This is a genomic window from Qipengyuania marisflavi, assembly GCF_005884405.1.
In the GTDB taxonomy this organism is placed as follows: domain Bacteria; phylum Pseudomonadota; class Alphaproteobacteria; order Sphingomonadales; family Sphingomonadaceae; genus Qipengyuania; species Qipengyuania marisflavi.
The window spans coordinates 36,329-54,366 of sequence record NZ_VCAO01000010.1; the positions used below are offsets into that span (position 1 = coordinate 36,329).

At 63.4% G+C, this 18,038-nt stretch carries 18 protein-coding genes; 9 read left to right on the forward strand and 9 right to left on the reverse strand.

Annotated features, from left to right (window positions below):
- The first annotated feature begins 78 nt into the window (after positions 1-78).
- Together FEV51_RS12255 and FEV51_RS12260 are read left to right on the forward strand one after the other, a co-directional pair.
- Entirely contained in the window at positions 79-720 is a 642-nt protein-coding gene (locus tag FEV51_RS12255) for a Pr6Pr family membrane protein (RefSeq protein WP_138619352.1), read from the forward strand.
- A gap of 87 nt (positions 721-807) precedes the next feature.
- Positions 808-2,340 carry a catalase gene (locus FEV51_RS12260; protein ID WP_138619354.1) on the forward strand — a complete coding sequence of 511 codons (1,533 nt, stop codon included), beginning with the start codon at positions 808-810 and terminating at the stop codon, positions 2,338-2,340.
- Here the strand turns inward: FEV51_RS12260 and FEV51_RS12265 are convergent, their stop codons facing one another.
- The 3 genes from FEV51_RS12265 to FEV51_RS12275 all read right to left on the reverse strand — a co-directional run bounded on the left by FEV51_RS12265 (position 2,341) and on the right by FEV51_RS12275 (position 4,828).
- Positions 2,341-2,757 carry a Smr/MutS family protein gene (locus FEV51_RS12265; protein ID WP_342773754.1) on the reverse strand — a complete coding sequence of 139 codons (417 nt, stop codon included), beginning with the start codon at positions 2,755-2,757 and terminating at the stop codon, positions 2,341-2,343.
- Positions 2,758-2,948: 191 nt separating this feature from the next.
- The gene (mltA, locus tag FEV51_RS12270; RefSeq protein ID WP_138619358.1) at positions 2,949-4,145 is read right to left on the reverse strand and encodes a murein transglycosylase A; all 1,197 of its coding nucleotides are present in this window, start codon (positions 4,143-4,145) and stop codon (positions 2,949-2,951) included.
- Positions 4,146-4,168: 23 nt separating this feature from the next.
- Complete coding sequence (locus FEV51_RS12275) at positions 4,169-4,828, reverse strand: Tim44/TimA family putative adaptor protein (RefSeq protein WP_171033133.1); 660 nt, start codon at positions 4,826-4,828, stop codon at positions 4,169-4,171.
- Positions 4,829-5,109: 281 nt separating this feature from the next.
- Here FEV51_RS12275 and secB point away from each other — a divergent pair, with 281 nt between their 5' ends.
- The 4 genes from secB (at position 5,110) to FEV51_RS12295 (ending at position 9,250) form a co-directional block, all read left to right on the forward strand.
- Entirely contained in the window at positions 5,110-5,655 is a 546-nt protein-coding gene (secB, locus tag FEV51_RS12280; RefSeq protein ID WP_138619359.1) for a protein-export chaperone SecB, read from the forward strand.
- A 26-nt stretch (positions 5,656-5,681) separates the two neighbouring features.
- Entirely contained in the window at positions 5,682-7,292 is a 1,611-nt protein-coding gene (gene murJ, locus FEV51_RS12285) for a murein biosynthesis integral membrane protein MurJ (RefSeq protein ID WP_138619361.1), read from the forward strand.
- 18 nt (positions 7,293-7,310) lie between these two features.
- On the forward strand, positions 7,311-8,366 hold the full coding sequence (gene trpS, locus FEV51_RS12290; RefSeq protein WP_138619363.1) for a tryptophan--tRNA ligase: 1,056 nt from the start codon (positions 7,311-7,313) through the stop codon (positions 8,364-8,366).
- 155 nt (positions 8,367-8,521) lie between these two features.
- Entirely contained in the window at positions 8,522-9,250 is a 729-nt protein-coding gene (locus FEV51_RS12295; RefSeq protein ID WP_138619365.1) for a DUF4136 domain-containing protein, read from the forward strand.
- A gap of 60 nt (positions 9,251-9,310) precedes the next feature.
- On the opposite strand, the gene FEV51_RS12300 is transcribed toward FEV51_RS12295, so the two are convergent.
- Positions 9,311-10,348, reverse strand: a complete 1,038-nt coding sequence (locus tag FEV51_RS12300; protein WP_138619367.1) for a winged helix-turn-helix domain-containing protein — start codon at positions 10,346-10,348, stop codon at positions 9,311-9,313.
- Between the two features lie 149 nt (positions 10,349-10,497).
- On the opposite strand from FEV51_RS12300, the gene FEV51_RS12305 reads away from it, so the two are divergent.
- Positions 10,498-11,028 carry a hypothetical protein gene (locus FEV51_RS12305; RefSeq protein WP_138619369.1) on the forward strand — a complete coding sequence of 177 codons (531 nt, stop codon included), beginning with the start codon at positions 10,498-10,500 and terminating at the stop codon, positions 11,026-11,028.
- Positions 11,029-11,050: 22 nt separating this feature from the next.
- Here FEV51_RS12305 and dut read toward each other — a convergent pair whose 3' ends face one another.
- The gene (gene dut / locus FEV51_RS12310; RefSeq protein WP_138619371.1) at positions 11,051-11,512 is read right to left on the reverse strand and encodes a dUTP diphosphatase; all 462 of its coding nucleotides are present in this window, start codon (positions 11,510-11,512) and stop codon (positions 11,051-11,053) included.
- Positions 11,505-13,259: a bifunctional phosphopantothenoylcysteine decarboxylase/phosphopantothenate synthase gene (locus FEV51_RS12315; RefSeq protein WP_138619373.1), complete on the reverse strand. Its 1,755-nt coding sequence runs from the start codon at positions 13,257-13,259 to the stop codon at positions 11,505-11,507. The genes dut and FEV51_RS12315 overlap by 8 nt, the downstream gene beginning before the upstream one ends.
- Before the next feature lie 123 nt (positions 13,260-13,382).
- On the opposite strand from FEV51_RS12315, the gene FEV51_RS12320 reads away from it, so the two are divergent.
- Positions 13,383-13,772 (forward strand): hypothetical protein, encoded by a 390-nt coding sequence (locus tag FEV51_RS12320; protein ID WP_138619375.1) that lies wholly within the window; start codon positions 13,383-13,385, stop codon positions 13,770-13,772.
- Here the strand turns inward: FEV51_RS12320 and FEV51_RS12325 are convergent.
- The 3 genes from FEV51_RS12325 to FEV51_RS12335 are packed head-to-tail and all read right to left on the reverse strand — an operon-like array spanning position 13,738 to position 17,166.
- Positions 13,738-14,889 carry a hypothetical protein gene (locus tag FEV51_RS12325; RefSeq protein WP_246034562.1) on the reverse strand — a complete coding sequence of 384 codons (1,152 nt, stop codon included), beginning with the start codon at positions 14,887-14,889 and terminating at the stop codon, positions 13,738-13,740. The two genes, FEV51_RS12320 and FEV51_RS12325, sit on opposite strands and share 35 nt — an antisense overlap.
- The gene (gene ubiB, locus FEV51_RS12330) at positions 14,877-16,433 is read right to left on the reverse strand and encodes a 2-polyprenylphenol 6-hydroxylase (RefSeq protein WP_138619376.1); all 1,557 of its coding nucleotides are present in this window, start codon (positions 16,431-16,433) and stop codon (positions 14,877-14,879) included. Before ubiB ends, FEV51_RS12325 begins: the two co-directional genes overlap by 13 nt.
- A 1-nt stretch (position 16,434) precedes the next feature.
- Positions 16,435-17,166: a class I SAM-dependent methyltransferase gene (locus FEV51_RS12335; protein WP_138619378.1), complete on the reverse strand. Its 732-nt coding sequence runs from the start codon at positions 17,164-17,166 to the stop codon at positions 16,435-16,437.
- 56 nt (positions 17,167-17,222) lie between these two features.
- On the opposite strand from FEV51_RS12335, the gene mutM reads away from it, so the two are divergent.
- Positions 17,223-18,038 carry a bifunctional DNA-formamidopyrimidine glycosylase/DNA-(apurinic or apyrimidinic site) lyase gene (gene mutM, locus FEV51_RS12340; protein ID WP_138619380.1) on the forward strand — a complete coding sequence of 272 codons (816 nt, stop codon included), beginning with the start codon at positions 17,223-17,225 and terminating at the stop codon, positions 18,036-18,038.

The following is an 18,038-nucleotide window of genomic DNA, read 5'->3' on the forward strand; positions in this document are numbered from 1 at the left end:
TGAACCAAGGGCCGCGGGCGATCCCCGCGGCCCTTTTTCGTATAGGCGCACGGCGCGCTGTGCCCTATTGCGCGCGCCATGATCACCGGCACCCCGACCCTTGCCCGCGCCGCCGCCGCGCTGGTTTCCGCCATCGCGCTGGGCGCATTGACCCTCCAGATCGGGCTGAGCGCCCGCGCCGATGGGTCTGTGCTGATGGCGATGGGCAATTTGTCGCTATATTTCACCGTCTGGACCAATCTGGCGGTCGGCATCACGATGGCGCTGGTGGCAATGGGACGCCGCGTTGTCGCCACAGTGCTGTTCGCGTTGGCCACTGCGATTGCGGTGGTCGCTCTCGTCTATCACGCTCTGCTGGCGGTCTATAATCCGCAGACTGGCTGGGGACTGGTAGCCGATCAGGGCCTGCACAGCGCCGCGCCGCTGGCGATGGTTGGCTGGTGGCTGGCCTTTGCCCCGCCAGTATCGGCGGGCTGGCGCGCGTTGCCGCTGGTGACCATCGCCCCGATTGCCTATTCCGCTTTCGCATTGGCCGCCGCGCAGGTGAGCGGGTTCTATCCCTATTTCTTCCTCGACGCCGCCACCTTTGGCTGGGCGCAGGTACTGCTCAATCTGGTCGGTCTGGGGGTCGGCTTCATGGCGATTGGCGCAGTGCTGATGGTGGTGCGCAGGCTGTTGAAATTGCGCAGCCGAGGCACCGGCACGGCAGTTGCGGACTGACCGCCGGAAACCTCCCCAACAAAGGAACCGGCAATCGCTTTGAGGCGTTGATAGGGCAAGCTCCCTCAACCATCAGGATTATTCGCTATGACCGGCAAGACCAAGGCTCCCCCGACCACCACTGACGGGGGTATCCCGGTCGCCAGTGAAGAGCATTCGCTGACTGTCGGCCCCAATGGCCCGATTGTCCTGCACGACCACTACCTGCTGGAGCAGATGGCCAATTTCAACCGGGAGCGGATTCCCGAACGCCAGCCCCATGCCAAGGGCAGCGGCGCCTTTGGCCATTTCGAAGTAACCAAGGATGTCAGCAAATACACCAAGGCCAAGGTGTTCCAGAAGGGCACCAAGACCGATGTGCTGATGCGGTTTTCAACCGTCGCTGGCGAGCGCGGCAGCCCTGACACCTGGCGCGATCCGCGCGGCTTTTCGGTCAAGATGTACACCGAGGATGGCAATTTCGATATGGTCGGCAACAACACGCCGATCTTCTTCATCCGTGACCCGATCAAGTTCCAGAACTTTATCCGCAGCCAGAAACGGCGCGCCGATAACGGATTGCGCGATCACGATATGCAGTGGGATTTCTGGACGCTCAGCCCGGAAAGCGCGCATCAGGTCACGTACCTGATGGGTGATCGGGGTATTCCCAAGACCTGGCGCGAAATGAACGGCTATTCCAGCCACACCTATATGCTGGTGAACGCCGAGGGCGAGAAGTTCTGGGTGAAGTTCCACTTCCACACAGATCAGGGCGATGGCAACGCGCATTACACGCAGGCCGAAGCTGACAAGATGGCCGGGCAGGACGGCGATGTTCACCGCCGCGACCTGTTCGACAATATCGCCAAGGGCAATCATCCCAGCTGGACACTGAAATGGCAGATTATGCCGTTTGAGGACGCCAAGACCTATCGCTACAACCCTTTCGATTTGACCAAGACCTGGCCGCATGCGGATTACCCGCTGATCGAGGTCGGCAAGCTGACGCTGAACCGCAATCCCACCGATTTCCATACCGAGATCGAACAGGCCGCGTTCGAGCCCAACAATATGGTCCCGGGGATCGGCCTGAGCCCGGACAAGATGCTGCTGGCGCGAGGATTTTCCTATGCCGATGCGCATCGCCACCGGCTGGGCGTCAATTACAAGCAGATCCCGGTGAACGCTCCGCAGGCTCCGGTGCACAGTTACAGCAAGGATGGCGCTGGCCGGACAGTGAACGCCGTGGACCCGGTCTATGCCCCGAACAGCTATGGCGGCCCCGCTGCCGACCCTTCGCTGACCGACGATGCAGGTCAATGGCACAGTGATGGCGACATGGTGCGGCAGGCCTATACACTGCGCGAAGACGATGATGATGTCAGCCAGCCCGGTATCCTGATCCGCGAGGTGATGGACGATGCGCAGCGCAAGCGGCTGGTCGAAAACATCGTCGGCCATCTGTGTGACGGGGTGTCGGAAAAAGTATTGGTACGCGCCTTCGATTACTGGCGCGCGATCGATCAGAAGACTGGCGACAAGGTCGAAAAGGGCGTTCGTGACAAGCTGGGCGGAAAGTCCAAGGCGCCGGGCATGGCCTCAGCGGAATCGATCAAGCAAGCGATGAACGCCAAATAGTCAGCCGCCGCGTTTAAGGACGATATAGAGCGCACCGTCACCGCCGTGGTGGCGGTGCGCTTTGCGGATGACGGCGATGCTGCTGGAGTGGCTGGAAGCGGCTAGCCAGTCCAGCACCTTGGCGCGGATCGCGCCGCGCTTGCTGCCGCGATCGGCAGCGTCGACTGGGCGGGGTTTTCCGGTCACCAGCAGGATTGTCCGCGCGCCCATCGCCCGCGCCTGCGTTACGCCGCCCATCAGGCGCTGGTATGCGGCATCGAGGCCCAGGCCATGCAGATCGAGCGTAAAATCTGGGGAGATCGCGCCGCCCTTGATGCGGCGTTCCCAGTGCCCATCGAGGCCGGGTTCGGGCTTGGTTCGTGGCAAGGGCGCGATAACCGCCGGGCGGGTCTGGATAGGAGTGCGCGGTCTTGCCAAAGCCGCGCGCAATTCTTCAGCAGACGTCGGGGCGGGGCTTGAAAGTTTGGCGGGTGGAGCGTTTTTCCGGGGCGCGCCAACAGCCTTTGGATGGTCCCGCTGCGCGGTTTGGCGAGGATTCAGCGGGGTTACGCTTGCGGCCAGCCGCGCCCAGGCGTCGGCCTCGTCAGAGGACAGCCCGCGCGGGGGCATCATCGCACGCCGAGCCGCGCCAGCGTTCCCTTCGGGAGCAGCAGCAACGCCTCTCCGCGGGCACTCATCCCGCCCGCGATGGTGCGCGCGTCTGCGCCATTGCCCCAGAATGTGTCGAACCGGTTAGCGCCCTTGATTGCGCCGCCGGTATCCTGCGCGATCCACAACCCGTCCGCCTCGGCCCGGTCCATGTCGAGCATGACCGGCGCACCCAGCGGCACGAAATTGGGATCGACCGCCACCGAAGATTCGCCGCGCACCGGCACTTCCAATGCGCCTAGCGGACCATCGGTCGTCAGCGGGCGGAAGAAAATCCAGCTCTTGTTGAGCCGCATCAGATCAGCCCCAGCCTGCGGATGTTCGCGGATATAGGCCATGATACCCTGCATCGATCCGGCATATTGGCCCGGCCCGTCACCCAGCAGCCCGCGTTCGCGCATCACGCCGCCGATGCCGACATATTCACGGCCATTCTGCCCGGCATAACCAATCCGCGTCAGCGACCCGTCGGGCAGCCGCAGCAGGCCCGAGCCCTGGATTTGCAGGAAGAACAATTCGACCGGATCAGCGGCCCAGGCAATCTCCAGCCCGCGATTGGCCAGCGCGCCCTGTTCGATCTCGGCGCGCTCGTAAAACGGTACGAAATTGCCGCTGGCGTCATAGCGGCCAAGTGGTGCGCGTCCGGTGCGTTCGGCCTCGGGCATGTCAGCGGGCCAGCCACGCACCAGTTCGGGCGGCATTTTGTACACGGGCACGTCATAGCCGGGCGCGCGCACCAGACTCCCGCGAATTTCAGGTTCGTAATAGCCGGTGGCAAAGGCCTTGCCGTCAACCACACGCGCAGTGTCGAACTGGGCGGCGAAGAACCCGCGCGCATCGCTGTCAGACCAATTGGCGGCGGCCATGCAAGCGGGTTGCCATTCGCTGCGCAGTGTCAGCCCGCTCTTGTCCTCGCGCGCGAGCAGCTTGGGGCAGGATTCGCGAAAACTGCGTAGCGCACCCAGCGCATCATCGTGCCGCAATGCCAGCGCGCTGATTGCGGGTCCGCGGGTCACGCCGGCGGCCAGCGCTTGCGCGGCAGGCAGCGCGGGCGGTGGCTCGACCGCGCCGGTGCTTTCGGGCGGACGCGCTTCGGGCACCATGCCCGCACAGGCGCTGAGCAGAAGGGTAGCCCCGAGAACTGCAAGGATACGCATCAAAGTCCTCCCCGGCGCTGGCGTCAGCCTTCGTCGGTTTCGTCGAGGACCCAGTTCGGCTCCGCCGCGTCAACATTGCGCGAGAAGGTCCAGACATCGCGGCTTTCAATTGCATCGTCGAGCGAACCGGCAAGCAGAGCGCCATCCTTGTCGCGAGTGACCGAGGCAATATCCGCCACAAACAGCACGGCAATCCGCGCCAGACGGCCATCCAGTTCAGCAGAATGGATATTGGCATCCTCAATCCGGATCAGCCGGTTGTCGAGCGTTTCACCCGAAGCCTCACGCGCATCGAGGGCGGCCATGAAGCTGGCATAAACATCATCGTCGCACAGTTCGCGCAGCGTTTCGCGGTCGGCTTCCCAGAACGCCTCCAGCACCATGCGGTAAGCACCCTTGGCGCCTTCGACAAAGGCCAGCAGATCGAACTGCGGATCGGCAGTCGCAATGGCGCGAACCCCGCGTTCATTGGCCGAGGCATTGTTGTCAGTGGGACGCAGGCCGACAATGGCGGGCGCGATACGCGGCTGTTCGGTGCCGGCGCGCTCCTGCGGCGGATCGGTGCGTTCATAGCCGCGCGGCACGATTTCTTCTTCATGTTCCGACCGGCGGCCGAGCACGGAATAGAGTCGCAGCCCCAGAAAGGCTGCGATCATGGCGAGGATGACGATTTCGGTTATCACGATAAATGGCCTGCTTTGCGAAAGAACGCCGGACAGGGCAAAACGTCCCGACAATTCCTGTTACCCCTGCCCTAGATAGGCAGGAATTACAAACCGGCAATGGCCCGGCAGTGAAGATCCTTGCGCGCGCGGCGTCGGAAATTGCCGCCATCCGGCAGGCGCGCGCAGGGCAGGTTGGTGCGCAGCGGATTGCTACGGGCCACGCACAATGCTAGGCGCGCGCCCGATGGCTCCATCCCCCCGGATGGTACGCCCACCCCTTTGACAGAAAGCAAAAGAACATGGCCGACGAAGGCGACATTCTCACCGATTTGAACATGGACCCCGTGATGGACCCCGCAGCGGGCGCCAATGGCGAAGACACCTCGCCCGCCGCCGGGATGATCACGCAATATGTCAAGGATCTGTCGGTCGAAGTGCCCAATGCTCCGGCATCGTTCCAATGGACCGACCAGCCGCAGATCGACCTGCAGTTCAACATTGCATCGACTCAGGTCGAACCCGAGATTCACGAAGTCGAGCTGAAAGTTGTCGTCACCGCCAAGGCGGAAAAGGGCAATCTGTACCTTGTCGAGCTGGCCTATTGCGGCCTGATCGGCCTGCGCAATATGCCTGATGAACACGCCCACGCATTCCTGTTTGCAGAATCGCCGCGGCTGCTGTTCCCATTTGCCCGCGCCGTGATCGCCGATGCGGTTCGCAATGCCGGTTTCCCGCCGCTGATGCTTGAGCCTATCGACTTTACCGCTCTGTACCAGAACCAGCTCGCCCAGCGCGCGCAGGAACAGCAGGCCGGTGCGATGGCCAATCCGGCTGGCGAAGCCTGAGCGGCTAGCGACGCAGAGTTCAGGCCATGAGCCTGGTCAAGAACGTCGGCACCATTGGTGGCCTGACCCTGGTCAGCCGGGTGTTTGGCTTTGTCCGGGATATGCTGCTGGCGCGCGTGCTGGGCGCGGGATTGGCCGCCGACGCCTGGCAATTGGCTTTCACGCTGCCCAACACCTTTCGCCGCTTGTTTGCCGAAGGCGCGTTCAGCGTTGCCTTCGTGCCGATGTACACCCGGCGATTGCACGCAGAGACTGACGGCGGCGAGGCAGCCGCGGATGAATTTGCCGGTGATGTGTTGTCGGTGTTTGTCTGGGTGCTGCTGGGTTTCAGTGCATTGTGCATGATCTTCATGCCCGGGATCGTCTGGCTGCTGGCGCGCGAATATCAGACCGTTCCGGGCAAATTCGAACTGTCTGTCTATCTCAGCCGCATGACCTTCCCTTACCTGGCGTTGGTCAGCCTGGTTGCGATGTTGTCCGGGGTTCTCAATGCCCGCAGTCGGTTTGCCCCTGGTGCTTTTGTCCCGGTGTTGCTGAACATCGTGATGATCGCCGGCATCATGACGGGTTGGTATCTGCGCGGTGACAACGGTGATGATACCATCGTTGCCTGGGCGCTGGCTGCTTCGCTGACGGTATCAGGGTTTGCCCAGCTGTTGTACATGTGGTGGTCGGTCAGGCGCGCCGGGGTCAGCCTGAAAGTAACGCGGCCGCGCATGACGCCACAGGTCAAGCGTTTGGGTGTCTTGATCCTGCCTGCGACATTCGGCGCCGGGATCTATCAGATCAGCCAGCTGGTCGACACTTTCTTTGCCACCAGCCTGCCGCAAGGATCGCTGTCGTTGCTGAAATTCGCCGACCGGCTGAACCAGATGCCGCTGGGCATTTTCGGCATCGCATTGGGCACTGCCATTTTGCCCATGCTGGCTCGCCACATCCAGTCGGGCGATGACCGCCAGGCGCAGCGGCTGCAGACCAATGCCATAGAAATCGCCATGTTGTTGTGTCTGCCCTGCGCCATAGCGCTGTCGATCTGTGCCGAAGCGTTTACTACCGGTATATTCCAGGGCGGAAAAATGACGTTGGACGACACGCTGTTGATGGGCCGCATCGTGATCGCGTTGGTCGCCGGCCTGCCTGCATATGTGCTGATAAAGGTCTTTCAGCCCGCCTTCTTCAGCCGCGAGGATTTGCGCACACCCGTGTTCGTGGCCGCCGGTGCGCTGGCAGTCAACATCGCACTGAACTTCTATGTCGTGCCGCGTTACGGCATCGTCGGCCTGGCAGCTGCCACGGCGATTACGGCAACGCTGAACGTGGCGACATTGTTCGCCATTTTGCAATGGCGTGGGTGGTTCCGTTTTTCCGGCGCGCTGGCGGGGAAAATCCTGCGCCAGGCCTTGGCGACGGTTGTGATGGGTGCGGTGCTTTATTTCCTTACCCCGGCCTTGCGCCCATATTGGACCGGTGATGCGATCGAGCGAATCTGGTCGCTGGCCGCGCTGGTAATTGCGGGCGCCGGAGTGTTCTTCACTGCAGCCTATCTGCTGGGCGCGCTCGACAAGGATCTGCTGGCGCAGCTGCGCCGCAAGCCCGCCACAATTACGGACAGCTCACCTCCCAATTTTTCTGAATAAGCGAGTACGGATCTCATCATGCGCGTTGTCTCCGGCATCCAGCCCACCGGTAATCTTCACCTCGGCAATTACCTTGGCGCGATCCGCAACTGGGTGCGGATGCAGGATACAGTCGAGGAAGATAACCGCGCTCAAGCCGCCGCTGGCGATGGCGCAGACAAAAACCAATGTCTGTTCTTCCTGGCCGATCTGCACGCCATATCCATGCCGCATGATCCGGCAGAGCTGCGCCGCGGCACGCTGGAAATGACCGCAGCGCTGGTGGCGTGCGGGATCGATCCGCAGCGCTCGGTGCTGTTCAATCAGGCACAGGTTCCTGCCCATGCCGAACTGCAATGGCTGCTGGGCGGCACCGCGCGGATGGGCTGGCTCAACCGTATGACGCAGTGGAAGGACAAGGCAGGCAAGAACCGCGAAGGCCAGTCGGTCGCGCTGTTCGGCTATCCCGTGCTGCAGGCTGCCGACGTGCTGCTGTATCAGGCCACGCATGTGCCGGTGGGCGAAGACCAGAAACAGCATCTGGAGCTGGCCCGCGATATTGCGCAGAAGTTCAACAATGATTTCGCGCCTGACAACGCGCCCGTGTTCACCCTGCCCGACCCGATTGTCCCGCCGCAAGCCGCGCGGATCATGTCGCTGCGGGATGGACAGGCGAAGATGAGCAAATCGGACCCGTCGGAGCGCAGCCGGATCAATCTGGTTGACGATGCCGACACGGTGATGGCCAAGGTCAAGAAAGCCAAGACCGATCCCGAACCACTACCCAGCGAGCAGGCAGGGCTGGGCGGCCGCCCCGAAGCGCTCAATCTGGTCACAATCTACGCCGCGCTGGCCGACAGTTCGATTGACGACGTGCTGGGCGAATATGGCGGGCAAGGCTTCGGCAGCTTCAAGCCTGCGCTGGGCGAGCTGATGGTCGAAACGCTGCGCCCGATATCGCAGCGGCTGACCGCATTGCTCGAAGACCGCGAAGCACTTGATGCAATTCTGGCGCGCGGTGCGGCGCGGGCGCGTGAGATCGGGACACCGACATTGCGCGCAACCTATGATGCGCTGGGGCTGGTTCGCGGCTGATCGCGCGCAAGCGACTGTAACATTTGTGAATCGCGATATTCAAAGCCGGTTCATTGCCGCGCGCGTAGGAAATGTGCATCGTGGCCACGCCGGATAGGGGAAACCCCGGCTGACCAGACCCGTTTCGACCAGATTCGTTTCGAAAGGAATCGAGCATGACCATCCTGACTCAGGATTGGGGGCGCAAGCTCAAGCTGGCCTCTGTCCCGCTGTTAATTGCAGGCCTTGCCGCCTGTGCCACTCCGTTCAACGCCGACGTCTCGCGTTATCAGACGCAGCTGCCGGCGCCGCAGGGCGAAAGCTTCTTTGTTGTCGCGGATGATCCGTCGCTGTCCGGCGGGCTGGAATTCTCGCAATATGCCGATCTGGTCGAAGCGCAGATGGCGCGGCTGGGCTATGCCGAGGCACCCAGTGCCGAAGCGGCGACCATGCTGGTCCGCTTCGATTACGGTGTCGACAACGGCCGGGAGCGCGTGCGTTCAACCGGCTTCCATGACCCATTCTATTCGCCCTGGTACGGTTATAGCCCTTATCGCGGATCGCGTTTTGGTTCGCGCTTCGGTTATGGCCGCCGCACCAGCTTTTACCGCCCGCGTTCGTTTGGCAGCCGCTGGGGTTACGGGTTCTATGATCCGTGGTTCGGCGGATCGCAGATCGACAGCTACACGGTCTACACCAGCGGCGTCGATCTGAAGATCGACCGCGCGGCTGACGGGCAACGGCTGTTCGAGGGTAAGGCGCAGGCCATGTCCACATCGCCCCGCCTGCCCTATCTGGTGCCCAATCTGGTCGAAGCGATGTTCACCGATTTCCCCGGCAATTCGGGCGAAACCCTGCGCATCTCGATCGCACCGGAAAAGACCACCGTACGCCGCGTCGATTAAGCGGCCGGTTACAGAACGGAATGAAAGGGCGGTCCGTGTGGGCCGCCCTTTTTGTATGCGCTAACGCCGTTTCAGCAAGAGCAGTGCCGCGCCGATGGCGGCGGTGAAAACTGCCCCTTCGATGATTGCGCTGATGGCGTGGCTGCGCGCGCCGAACTCCTGTTCGCCAAACAGGGTCGCCACGCGCCCTAGTGCGAGCTGCGTATCAGGCAGCAATTGCTGAACCAGCAGCAGGCTCCCACCAAGCAGTCGGCCGCCAGCTGCATGAAGGAACAGTCCCGCGCAGCCGCCGATGCAGGCGCTGATCCCCAGCAGGCGAGCCGCAGGCCGAGGGTCCAGGCGGGTCATAATCAGCCACGCGGCCAGACCCGCGCCGGTCCCCAGCACCAAGCCTTCAAAAACGCCGGTAACCGGCCCGATACGCTGCCCGGTGAGCAGGCCGAGCCCGTCCTGCCCCAGTAAATTGCCGAGCGCGCCCACCGCCATTCCGCCCACTGCGCCGCCCGCCACCAGCAGCGCAGCAACCTGTGGCCTCATCACCCGCGCGGTGGCTAGGCCCAGACCTACCCCCGCCCCGCCCAATATGCCTAGCGCAGCGACCATTGCGGCCAGCACCGGCACCACCGCAGCGCCGCCTGCCGTACCGGCAAGCCCGTAGAACATTCCCCCCAGCGCGCCCGCAACACCGCCCGCCAGGGTGGTGGCCCCCGCAATCGCGCCCGGCATATCGCCCGACCAGCGCGCCGCGGCGACTGGCTGAGGAATCGGGTCTTCTCCGCCCTCGGGCAGCACTAGAAACCGATAGCCGTGCTTTGGAACGGTCGCGATGAAACGCGGGTTTGCCGCATCATCGCCCAGCGCGCGGCGCAGCGTGCGGATGCATTGGGTCAGCGCCTCGTCGGTAACCGGAATACCGCGCCAGACCTCGTCCATGAAGCGGGTTTTCGAAACCAGCGAACCGGCCTCGCTCACCAACAGCAGGAGCGCGTCAAAATAACGGCTGCCAAGGTCGATGGCGGCGCCCGCGCGGCGTAACTGCCGATTGGCAATGTCCAGCTCGAACTCGCCGAATCGCAAGATGTTCGTGCTGTCGATCATTCCCGGTAACGTCCCCTTTGCACCGGCTCCTATGCCACCACCCGGCCGCAAGGGAAGATTTTCAGCGATTGCTCACGAATTGCTCATGCCGCTCAGCCGGAGTGCGGGCCACAAGGAAGGCATCCAAACCGCATCAGGAAGCACTTGTCATGACCGAACCGATACCAACCCGCTCCCGCCTGCTCAACGGCTGGCGCATCGCCGGATGGGGGGCGCTGCTGGCGCTGCTCACGCTGCCGGCGATAACCATGGCGCTGACCGGCGAAGTCGAATGGACGGCGGGGGACTTCGTGTTCGCCGCCGTCCTGCTGGGCGCTCTGGGCGGCGGGGTCGAAATGGCGGTCAAGGTCTCCCGTAGCGGCACGCACATGGCCGGCCTCGTGATGTCGGCGCTTGCGGCATTTTTGACGATCTGGATCAATGCGTCGGTCGGAATCATTCGCGAGGGGCCGATCAATATCGCCTTCTTCGCGATCATCCTCGCAGCAGTGGCGGCGAGCGTGATCGTGTGTTTCCGCCCGCGCGCTATGCTGCTGATCGCAGGCTGCATCGTGGCGGCTGAACTGGCGGTGGGGCTGTTTGCCGAATTGACCGGCCAGCCCGATTGGGGGCCGGTGGTGTTTGTCGCAGGCTTGTGGCTGCTCCCTGCGATCCTGTTCTACAGCGCGCGAGCGTGGTGAGACCGGCCTCGGGGGCGCGGGGTCAGACCAGCTTTGCGTGACCGCCGGTCGAGCCGAAGCCGCCTGCGCCGCGGGCGGTGTCGTCCAGCGTGGCCACTTCTTCCCATGCCGCCTGCACCACGGGCGCCAGCACCAGCTGCGCGATCCGGTCTCCGCGCGCGATGGCGAAATCGGCATCGCCGTGGTTGATCAGGATGACTTTCAGCTCGCCGCGATAATCGCTGTCGATGGTGCCCGGCGTGTTGGGCACCGTGATGCCGTGCTTGAGCGCGAGGCCTGAACGCGGGCGGACCTGCACTTCGTAACCGTGCGGGATCGCCAGCGCCAATCCGGTTGCGACCGCGTGCCGCTGGCCCGGCGCGAGCAAGGCATCCTCTGCCGCGACCACATCCATTCCGGCGGCGCCGTGCGTGGCATAGGCGGGCAAATCCAGCCCCTCACCATGTGGCAGGCGCTTGATCCGCACGCCGACAGGGTCAGTCATGCTCGTCCTCGGGCGGTGCGTTAATCAGCTCTGCCGCGCGTTCGATTAGCGCGAAAGCGACATCTTCCTTGGGCATTTCGGCCAGGCTTTCGACGCCGGAGGACGTGATGATGTGGATCTGGTTGAGATCCCCGCCCATCACGCTGTCGCCAGCAGCCCCGGCAACATTGTTGGCAATGATCCAGTCGGCACCCTTGCGCTTGCGCTTGGATTTGGCGTTTTCGATGACATTTTCGGTTTCCGCCGCAAAGCCGATCAGCAGTGCCGGACGTTTCCGCCCCGCAGCCACAGCGGCAAGAATATCGGGATTCTCTGCCAGGATCAGCGCGGGCGGCGCGCTGCCGCGTTTCTTCATCTTTTCGCCAGCGATATGGCGGCTCTTCCAGTCGGCCACAGCGGCAACCATAAAGGCGATATCGGCGGGCAGCGCATTGCGCACTTCGGTCGCCATATCGTCTGCGGTTTCGATGTCGATGCGGTCCACGCCCGGCGGGGTCGGCAGATGCACCGGCCCGGTGACCAGCGTCACCCGCGCGCCCGCTGCGGCGGCGGCGGCGGCGATGGCAAAGCCCTGCTTCCCGCTCGACCGGTTGGCGATATAGCGCACCGGATCGATCGGTTCATGCGTCGGACCGGCAGTAACCAGCACATGCTTGCCATACAGCGGACGGTGTTCGGGGTTCTGGTCGAACGCACCCTGCCCATCCAGCGGGTCTGCGGCCAGCACGGCACCGCCGTCATCAGCCATCGGCTGCGGGCGCGCGCGACCATCCTGTCTGGCAACTTCGTGATTGATAGCTTCCGGGTCGATTGACGGGGCAGAGGCAGCGCCGCCTTTCTTGGCCAGCAACGGACCGCCCATATCGGGCTTGAACGCCACTTCCTCGACAAAGCTTTCCGCGTCGAAGGGCTCTTCAATCTCGGGTGTTTCTTCGAGCTCTTCTTCGATGATTTCGTGGCTGCGTTTGGCGGTGCTGCGCGGGATAATCGCGGATAGCAGGCTGCCGAGGCCGAATTTGGAGGTTTCTTCCTCTTCCTCGTAATCAGGCTCCGGCTCCAGCGCTTCGCTGGCCAGATCGGGCAGCGCGGCCTGCTGTGTCTGAGACGCAGGGGGAGCGGCCAGTTCGGGCAGGTCGATGTCGAGATCAAGTTCCTGCGCGATGGCCGCCAGGATCGCGGCGGATTCGGGCAGGCGGCCAGCGCCATATTCGCCGCAGGCCATTGCGCCTTCATCAGGGTCCATCACCTTGACGCCGGCCTGACGCAGCCAGTCGGCATTGCGCTGCGTCGCCGGGGCTTCCCACATCCGCACATTCATGGCGGGCACAGTCATCACCGGCTTGTCAGTCGCCAAAATCAGCGTGGTCGCCAGATCATCGGCGATGCCTGCCGCCATTTTTGCGAGCAAATCGGCGGTTGCCGGGCACACCACCACAAGGTCGGCCTGACGCGACAGCTGGATATGCCCCATCTCGACCTCGTCCTTCAGGTCGAACAGGCTGGTATAGACCTTGTTCTCGGACAAGGCGGCCAATGTCATCGGAGTGACGAATTGCTGTCCGCCCTCGGTCAGGACGCAAGTAACCTCGCCCCCGGCCTTGCGGATCAGACGCACCAGCTCGCATGATTTGTAGGCAGCGATACCGCCGCCGATGACAAGCAGGATCTTCGGGCTGCTCACGCGCCCGTCCCGCCGCTGGCTTGTTCCTGCACGGTGGTCCGTGCTGATCGGCGAATGCAATCCCATCGTCTCATCAAAGCGCTTGCTAGCGCCCCCCGTTATGTAATGCCAGCACACTTGCACCGACAATTTGCCCGCACCGCGATTGGAACCTATGGCTGGGGCCACAGGAATAACCGGGACAGGCGAATGCACCTGATATTAAGCGCAATCATCCTTCTGCTCGCCATACTGGATATGGTGTTAGGAATTGGTTTCTTTCTTAACCCTGTTTCTGCCGGGGCGGATTTCGGGCTGGATGTCGCCAGCACGCATGGCAGTTCGACGCTGCGCGGCGATATGACCGCGTTTTTCGTGGTGGCGGCGGTGTTCATGGCATGGGGCGCGTGGAAGCGCCGCGGCGCGGTGCTGATCCCGGCGCTGATGTTGTTCGCCATCGCCTTTACCGGGCGGCTGGTGAATTTGCTGGCGGTTGGCACTTACGATGGCTGGCATTTGCCGATGACGGTGGAGGCGCTGCACATCATCGTGATGCTGCTGGCGATCAGGGCGTGGGGCGGTTCTGCGCAGCGGGTGTGAAGGCACTGCGCCACAGTGACCGCAGCGCCATTGGCACGAATGCCAGCCCGATAAACATCGCCGGTGCGACCACAGCGCCCCAGTAGTAATTGTTGGCCCGCCCGGCCAGCATGAAGGCCAGCGCATAGCCGCCATACAGCAGCGTGCCGGTGGTCCCGGCGCTTGACCGCCAGCCGGCCCAGCCCGCCAGCATCAACACCACAATCGGTCCTGCGACTTCATGCGGCAGGAAGCGCAAATTCGACGACAGCACGACATTGCCCAGCCAGCCGCCCAGTCCGCGCAGTACCAGCCACGGCGGGCTGGCGGGATCGGCGGGCGAGACCTGCGGGGCGACCAGCGCCAGATGCCAAGCCATCGCCGCGAAGAACACTGCGACCAGCGCCGCCCAAGCAGCAGTCTCGCGCCAGTCCCGCCGCCACGCAGCCATTGCGCCCATCAACCCCGCAAAGGGCAGCGCGTGCTCGCGGATCGCCAGCGCCAATGCCGCGGCCAACAATGCCGCACGCCATTTACCGGGACGATGGAGGCCAAATGCCAGCGCAATCAGCATTCCTGCCCACAGTTCATGCAGCACGAAAAAATAATGATTGAGCCCAAGCGCGCCGCCCATGGCCATCAGCGCAGTGCCCAAAATCCGCACCCGCTGCCCGCCCGGCTCCTCGCCCAGCCGCTGCCACCACGCCCAGATCGTTGCCGCCAGCAGCAGCACCGCCAGCGCAATCATGCCCGGCTTGCCCAGCCATGCGTGAATGTAAGCGAGCGTCGGCAGGCGCACGGCGATGCCCGGCCGCACCGGATAATCGCGGCTGCGCTGTTCCGCGACCACGAAGTCGTAATAGTTCTCGCCGCCAGCAACGCGCTCGATCACGCGGTCATAAAAGGCGAGGTCTTCGTCGCGTTCGGGAACGGCAGCGGGCGTTGAATCATCCGCTGGCACAACGCTGAATTCGGGCACTTCGCTGGCCGTGCCATCCATGCTGGCTGACAGCGGGGTCAGCGCGGCAAGCACCAAAAGCAGCGCCAGCGCGCCCAGCGCCAGTCGCGCGGCCAGCGGCGGCCAGCGCGCAAAGCGGTCCCATGCGGGCACCGCATTTGTTGATGTCAGCCGATCCATCCCTGCGCCATCGCTCCCCAGACGAGTGCTGCACCGGCCCCGGCAGCCAGCAGATAGCCCGGCCAGCGGCGCGGCTCGCGCAGCTTGCGGTCCCACATCAATTCGATGTCGGGCAGCGGCGGCGGTTCGGGCGCCCCGCCCTTGGCGGGATAGGTGTCTTCGATCCGGCGGATCAATTGCGGCAGCCGCATCAGCGTTTCGGTGTCTTCACGAATCCGGTCGGCAATCGCCGCTTCGGGCCCCAACTCGTCACGGATCCAGCTTTTCACATAAGGTGCGGACACGTCCCACATATTGATTTGCGGATCGAGCTGCGTCGCGATGCCTTCGACCATCACCATCGTCTTTTGCAGCAGCAGCAGATGCGGCTGGGTCTGCATGTCGAAATCGCGGGTGATGGCAAACAATCCGTCAAGCATCTGCCCGACCGACAGTTCGCTTACCGGCTTGCCGCGCATCGGCTCACCCACCGCGCGCAGGGCCGTCGCGAACTCGTCAACATTGTGATAGCTGGGCACATATTGCGCTTCGAAGTGAATTTCCGCGACGCGTTTGTAATTGCCCGTGGTCAGGCCGTAGAGAATTTCCGCCAGCCACATGCGCGCGCGGCGGTCGATGCGGCCCATGATCCCGAAATCAATCGCCACGATGGTGCCATCCGCGCGCACGAACAGATTGCCCTGGTGCATATCGGCGTGGAAATACCCGGCGGCGATGGCCTGTTTCAGGAAGGACAGCACCAGCCGCTGCGCCAGCGCGGGCAGATCGTGCCCGGCGGCTTTCAACGCGTCCACATTGCTGATCTTGACCCCGTCGACCCATTCGATGGTCATCACCCGGCCATTGGTGCGGTCCCAGTCGATATCGGGCACGCAGTAACCGGCGGTGCCCACCATCGCCTCGGCCAGTTCTGAGGCTGACGCCGCCTCGCGCCGCAGGTCCAGTTCGCGCAAGGTCCAGCGCTTGAAATTGGCAATCGTCAGGCGCGGGCGCAGCCGCGTGGCTTCGCCGCCCATCGCCTCGACATGCGCGGCGGCCCATTCATAGGTCGCGATGTCGCGCGCGAATTTTTCGCGAATGCCGGGCCTCAGCACCTTGATCGCAACTTCGCGGCCCTCGGTCGTCACAGCACGGTGGACCTGCGCGATGGAGGCGGAGCCGACCGGCACCGGGTCAATCTCGGAAAACAGGCTTTCCAGCGGCTGGTCAAAGCTGGATTCGATGCTCTGGCGGATCAGCGCGAAATCCACTGGCGGCAAATTGTCCTGCAGGGTCAGCAGATTGCGCGCGGCATCTTCGCCCACAATATCGGGCCGGGTGGCCAATGTCTGGCCCAGCTTGATCGCAGCGGGGCCGATATCGCGAAATGCGCCGGCATAATCGGGCTCGCTGGATTTGCGCGCGCCCAGACTGAAAAACCCGATCAGCCGTTTGACCGGCAGCGGGGTGTTGGGATCGTGCTGAATCCCGCGCAGCGCCCCATGGCGCGCCGCAGTGCGCGCCCATTTCCCGAGCCGCCAGATATGCGTAATCGGGCGCGTCACGTCAGACCTTCCACCCCGAGTGGATCGCGACCAGCCCGCCCATGATCGGTTCGACCCGCGTGTTTTCAAAACCGGCCTCGCGGATCATCGCCTCGAAACTGGGCATATCGGGGAAGCGGCGGATCGATTCGATCAGATAGCGATAGCTGTCTTCATCGCCCGCAATCGCTTTGCCCAGCTGCGGCACAAGCTTGTGCGAATAGAGGTCGTAAGCTTCTTTGAAGCCCGGCCATTCGGTGGTCGAAAATTCCAGGCAGTAAAACCGCCCGCCATAGTTCAGCACGCGGTGCGCCTCGGCCAAGGCCTTGGCGATATGCGTTACATTGCGGATGCCGAAGGCAATCGTATAGGCGTCGAAAGTGCCGCGCGAATAGCTCAGCTCCTCGGCATTCTGGCGGCTCCACACCAGCCCGTCGATCCCGCGCTCCAGCGCGCGTTCAATGCCCACGTCGAGCATTTCCTGATTGATGTCGGATACCGTCACGCTGGCGCCGTGTGCGGCCATACGAAAGGCGATGTCCCCGGTGCCGCCCGCCATGTCGAGGATGGCTTCGCCCGGCTGCGGCTTGACCCGCCGCACGAAACGGTCTTTCCACAAACGGTGCATCCCGCCAGACATCGCATCATTCATGATGTCGTATTTGGCCGCGACATTGGAAAAGATTTCGCCAACACGGCCGGCTTTTTCCGCCGCGTCGATGTCCTGATACCCGAAGGAAACTGTTTCGCTCATGGTGCAGCGCCTTAGGGGAGTTTCGGGAGGGCGCAAAGACTGATACCGGCCTTTTCATGCCGGAACTTCCCGAGGTCGAAACAACCATCCGCGGCCTTGCCCGTTTTATGACGGGCGAGCGGATTACCAGCGTGCGGCTCAATCGCCCCGATTTGCGGCGACCCTTCCCTGACGGGCTGGTGCAGGCGCTGACCGGGGCGAGGGTTTCAGGGCTGTCGCGGCGCGCGAAATACGGGCTGATCCATACCGACCGCGATCACGTAATGGTATTCCATCTGGGCATGAGCGGGCGCTGGCGGATCGACCCCGAGGATAACGACAAGCATGATCATCTGGTGCTGGAAACCGCCGGGCACCGCTTTGCGCTGAACGATCCGCGCCGCTTTGGCTCGGTCGATCTGCTGCTGACGCCCGAGCTGGACCAATGGCCCGCCTTTGCCGCCCTGGGGCCGGAGCCGCTGGGCGAATTGCTGACCGCCGAACATCTGCGCGCCGCCACCAAGGGCCGCGTGCCCGCGATCAAGCAGCTGCTGCTTGATCAGCGGGTGATCGCGGGGCTGGGCAATATATATGTGTGCGAGGCGCTGTGGCGCGCCGGGATCAACCCGCGCAGGGCTGGCGGCAAGGTGACCTTGCCCCAGTTGCGCCGACTAGTGCCTGCGATCCGCGATGTTCTGGAACAGTCGATCCGCGATGGCGGATCAACCTTGCGTGATTTTGCCCAGCCCGACGGTAATCTCGGTTATTTCGCCACGCGATTCGATGTCTATGGGCGCGAGGGCGAGCCATGCCACCGCGATGATGGCGGGGTTGTGCGGCGCATCGTGCAGGGCGGGCGCAGCAGCTGGTACTGCCCGATCTGCCAGAAATAG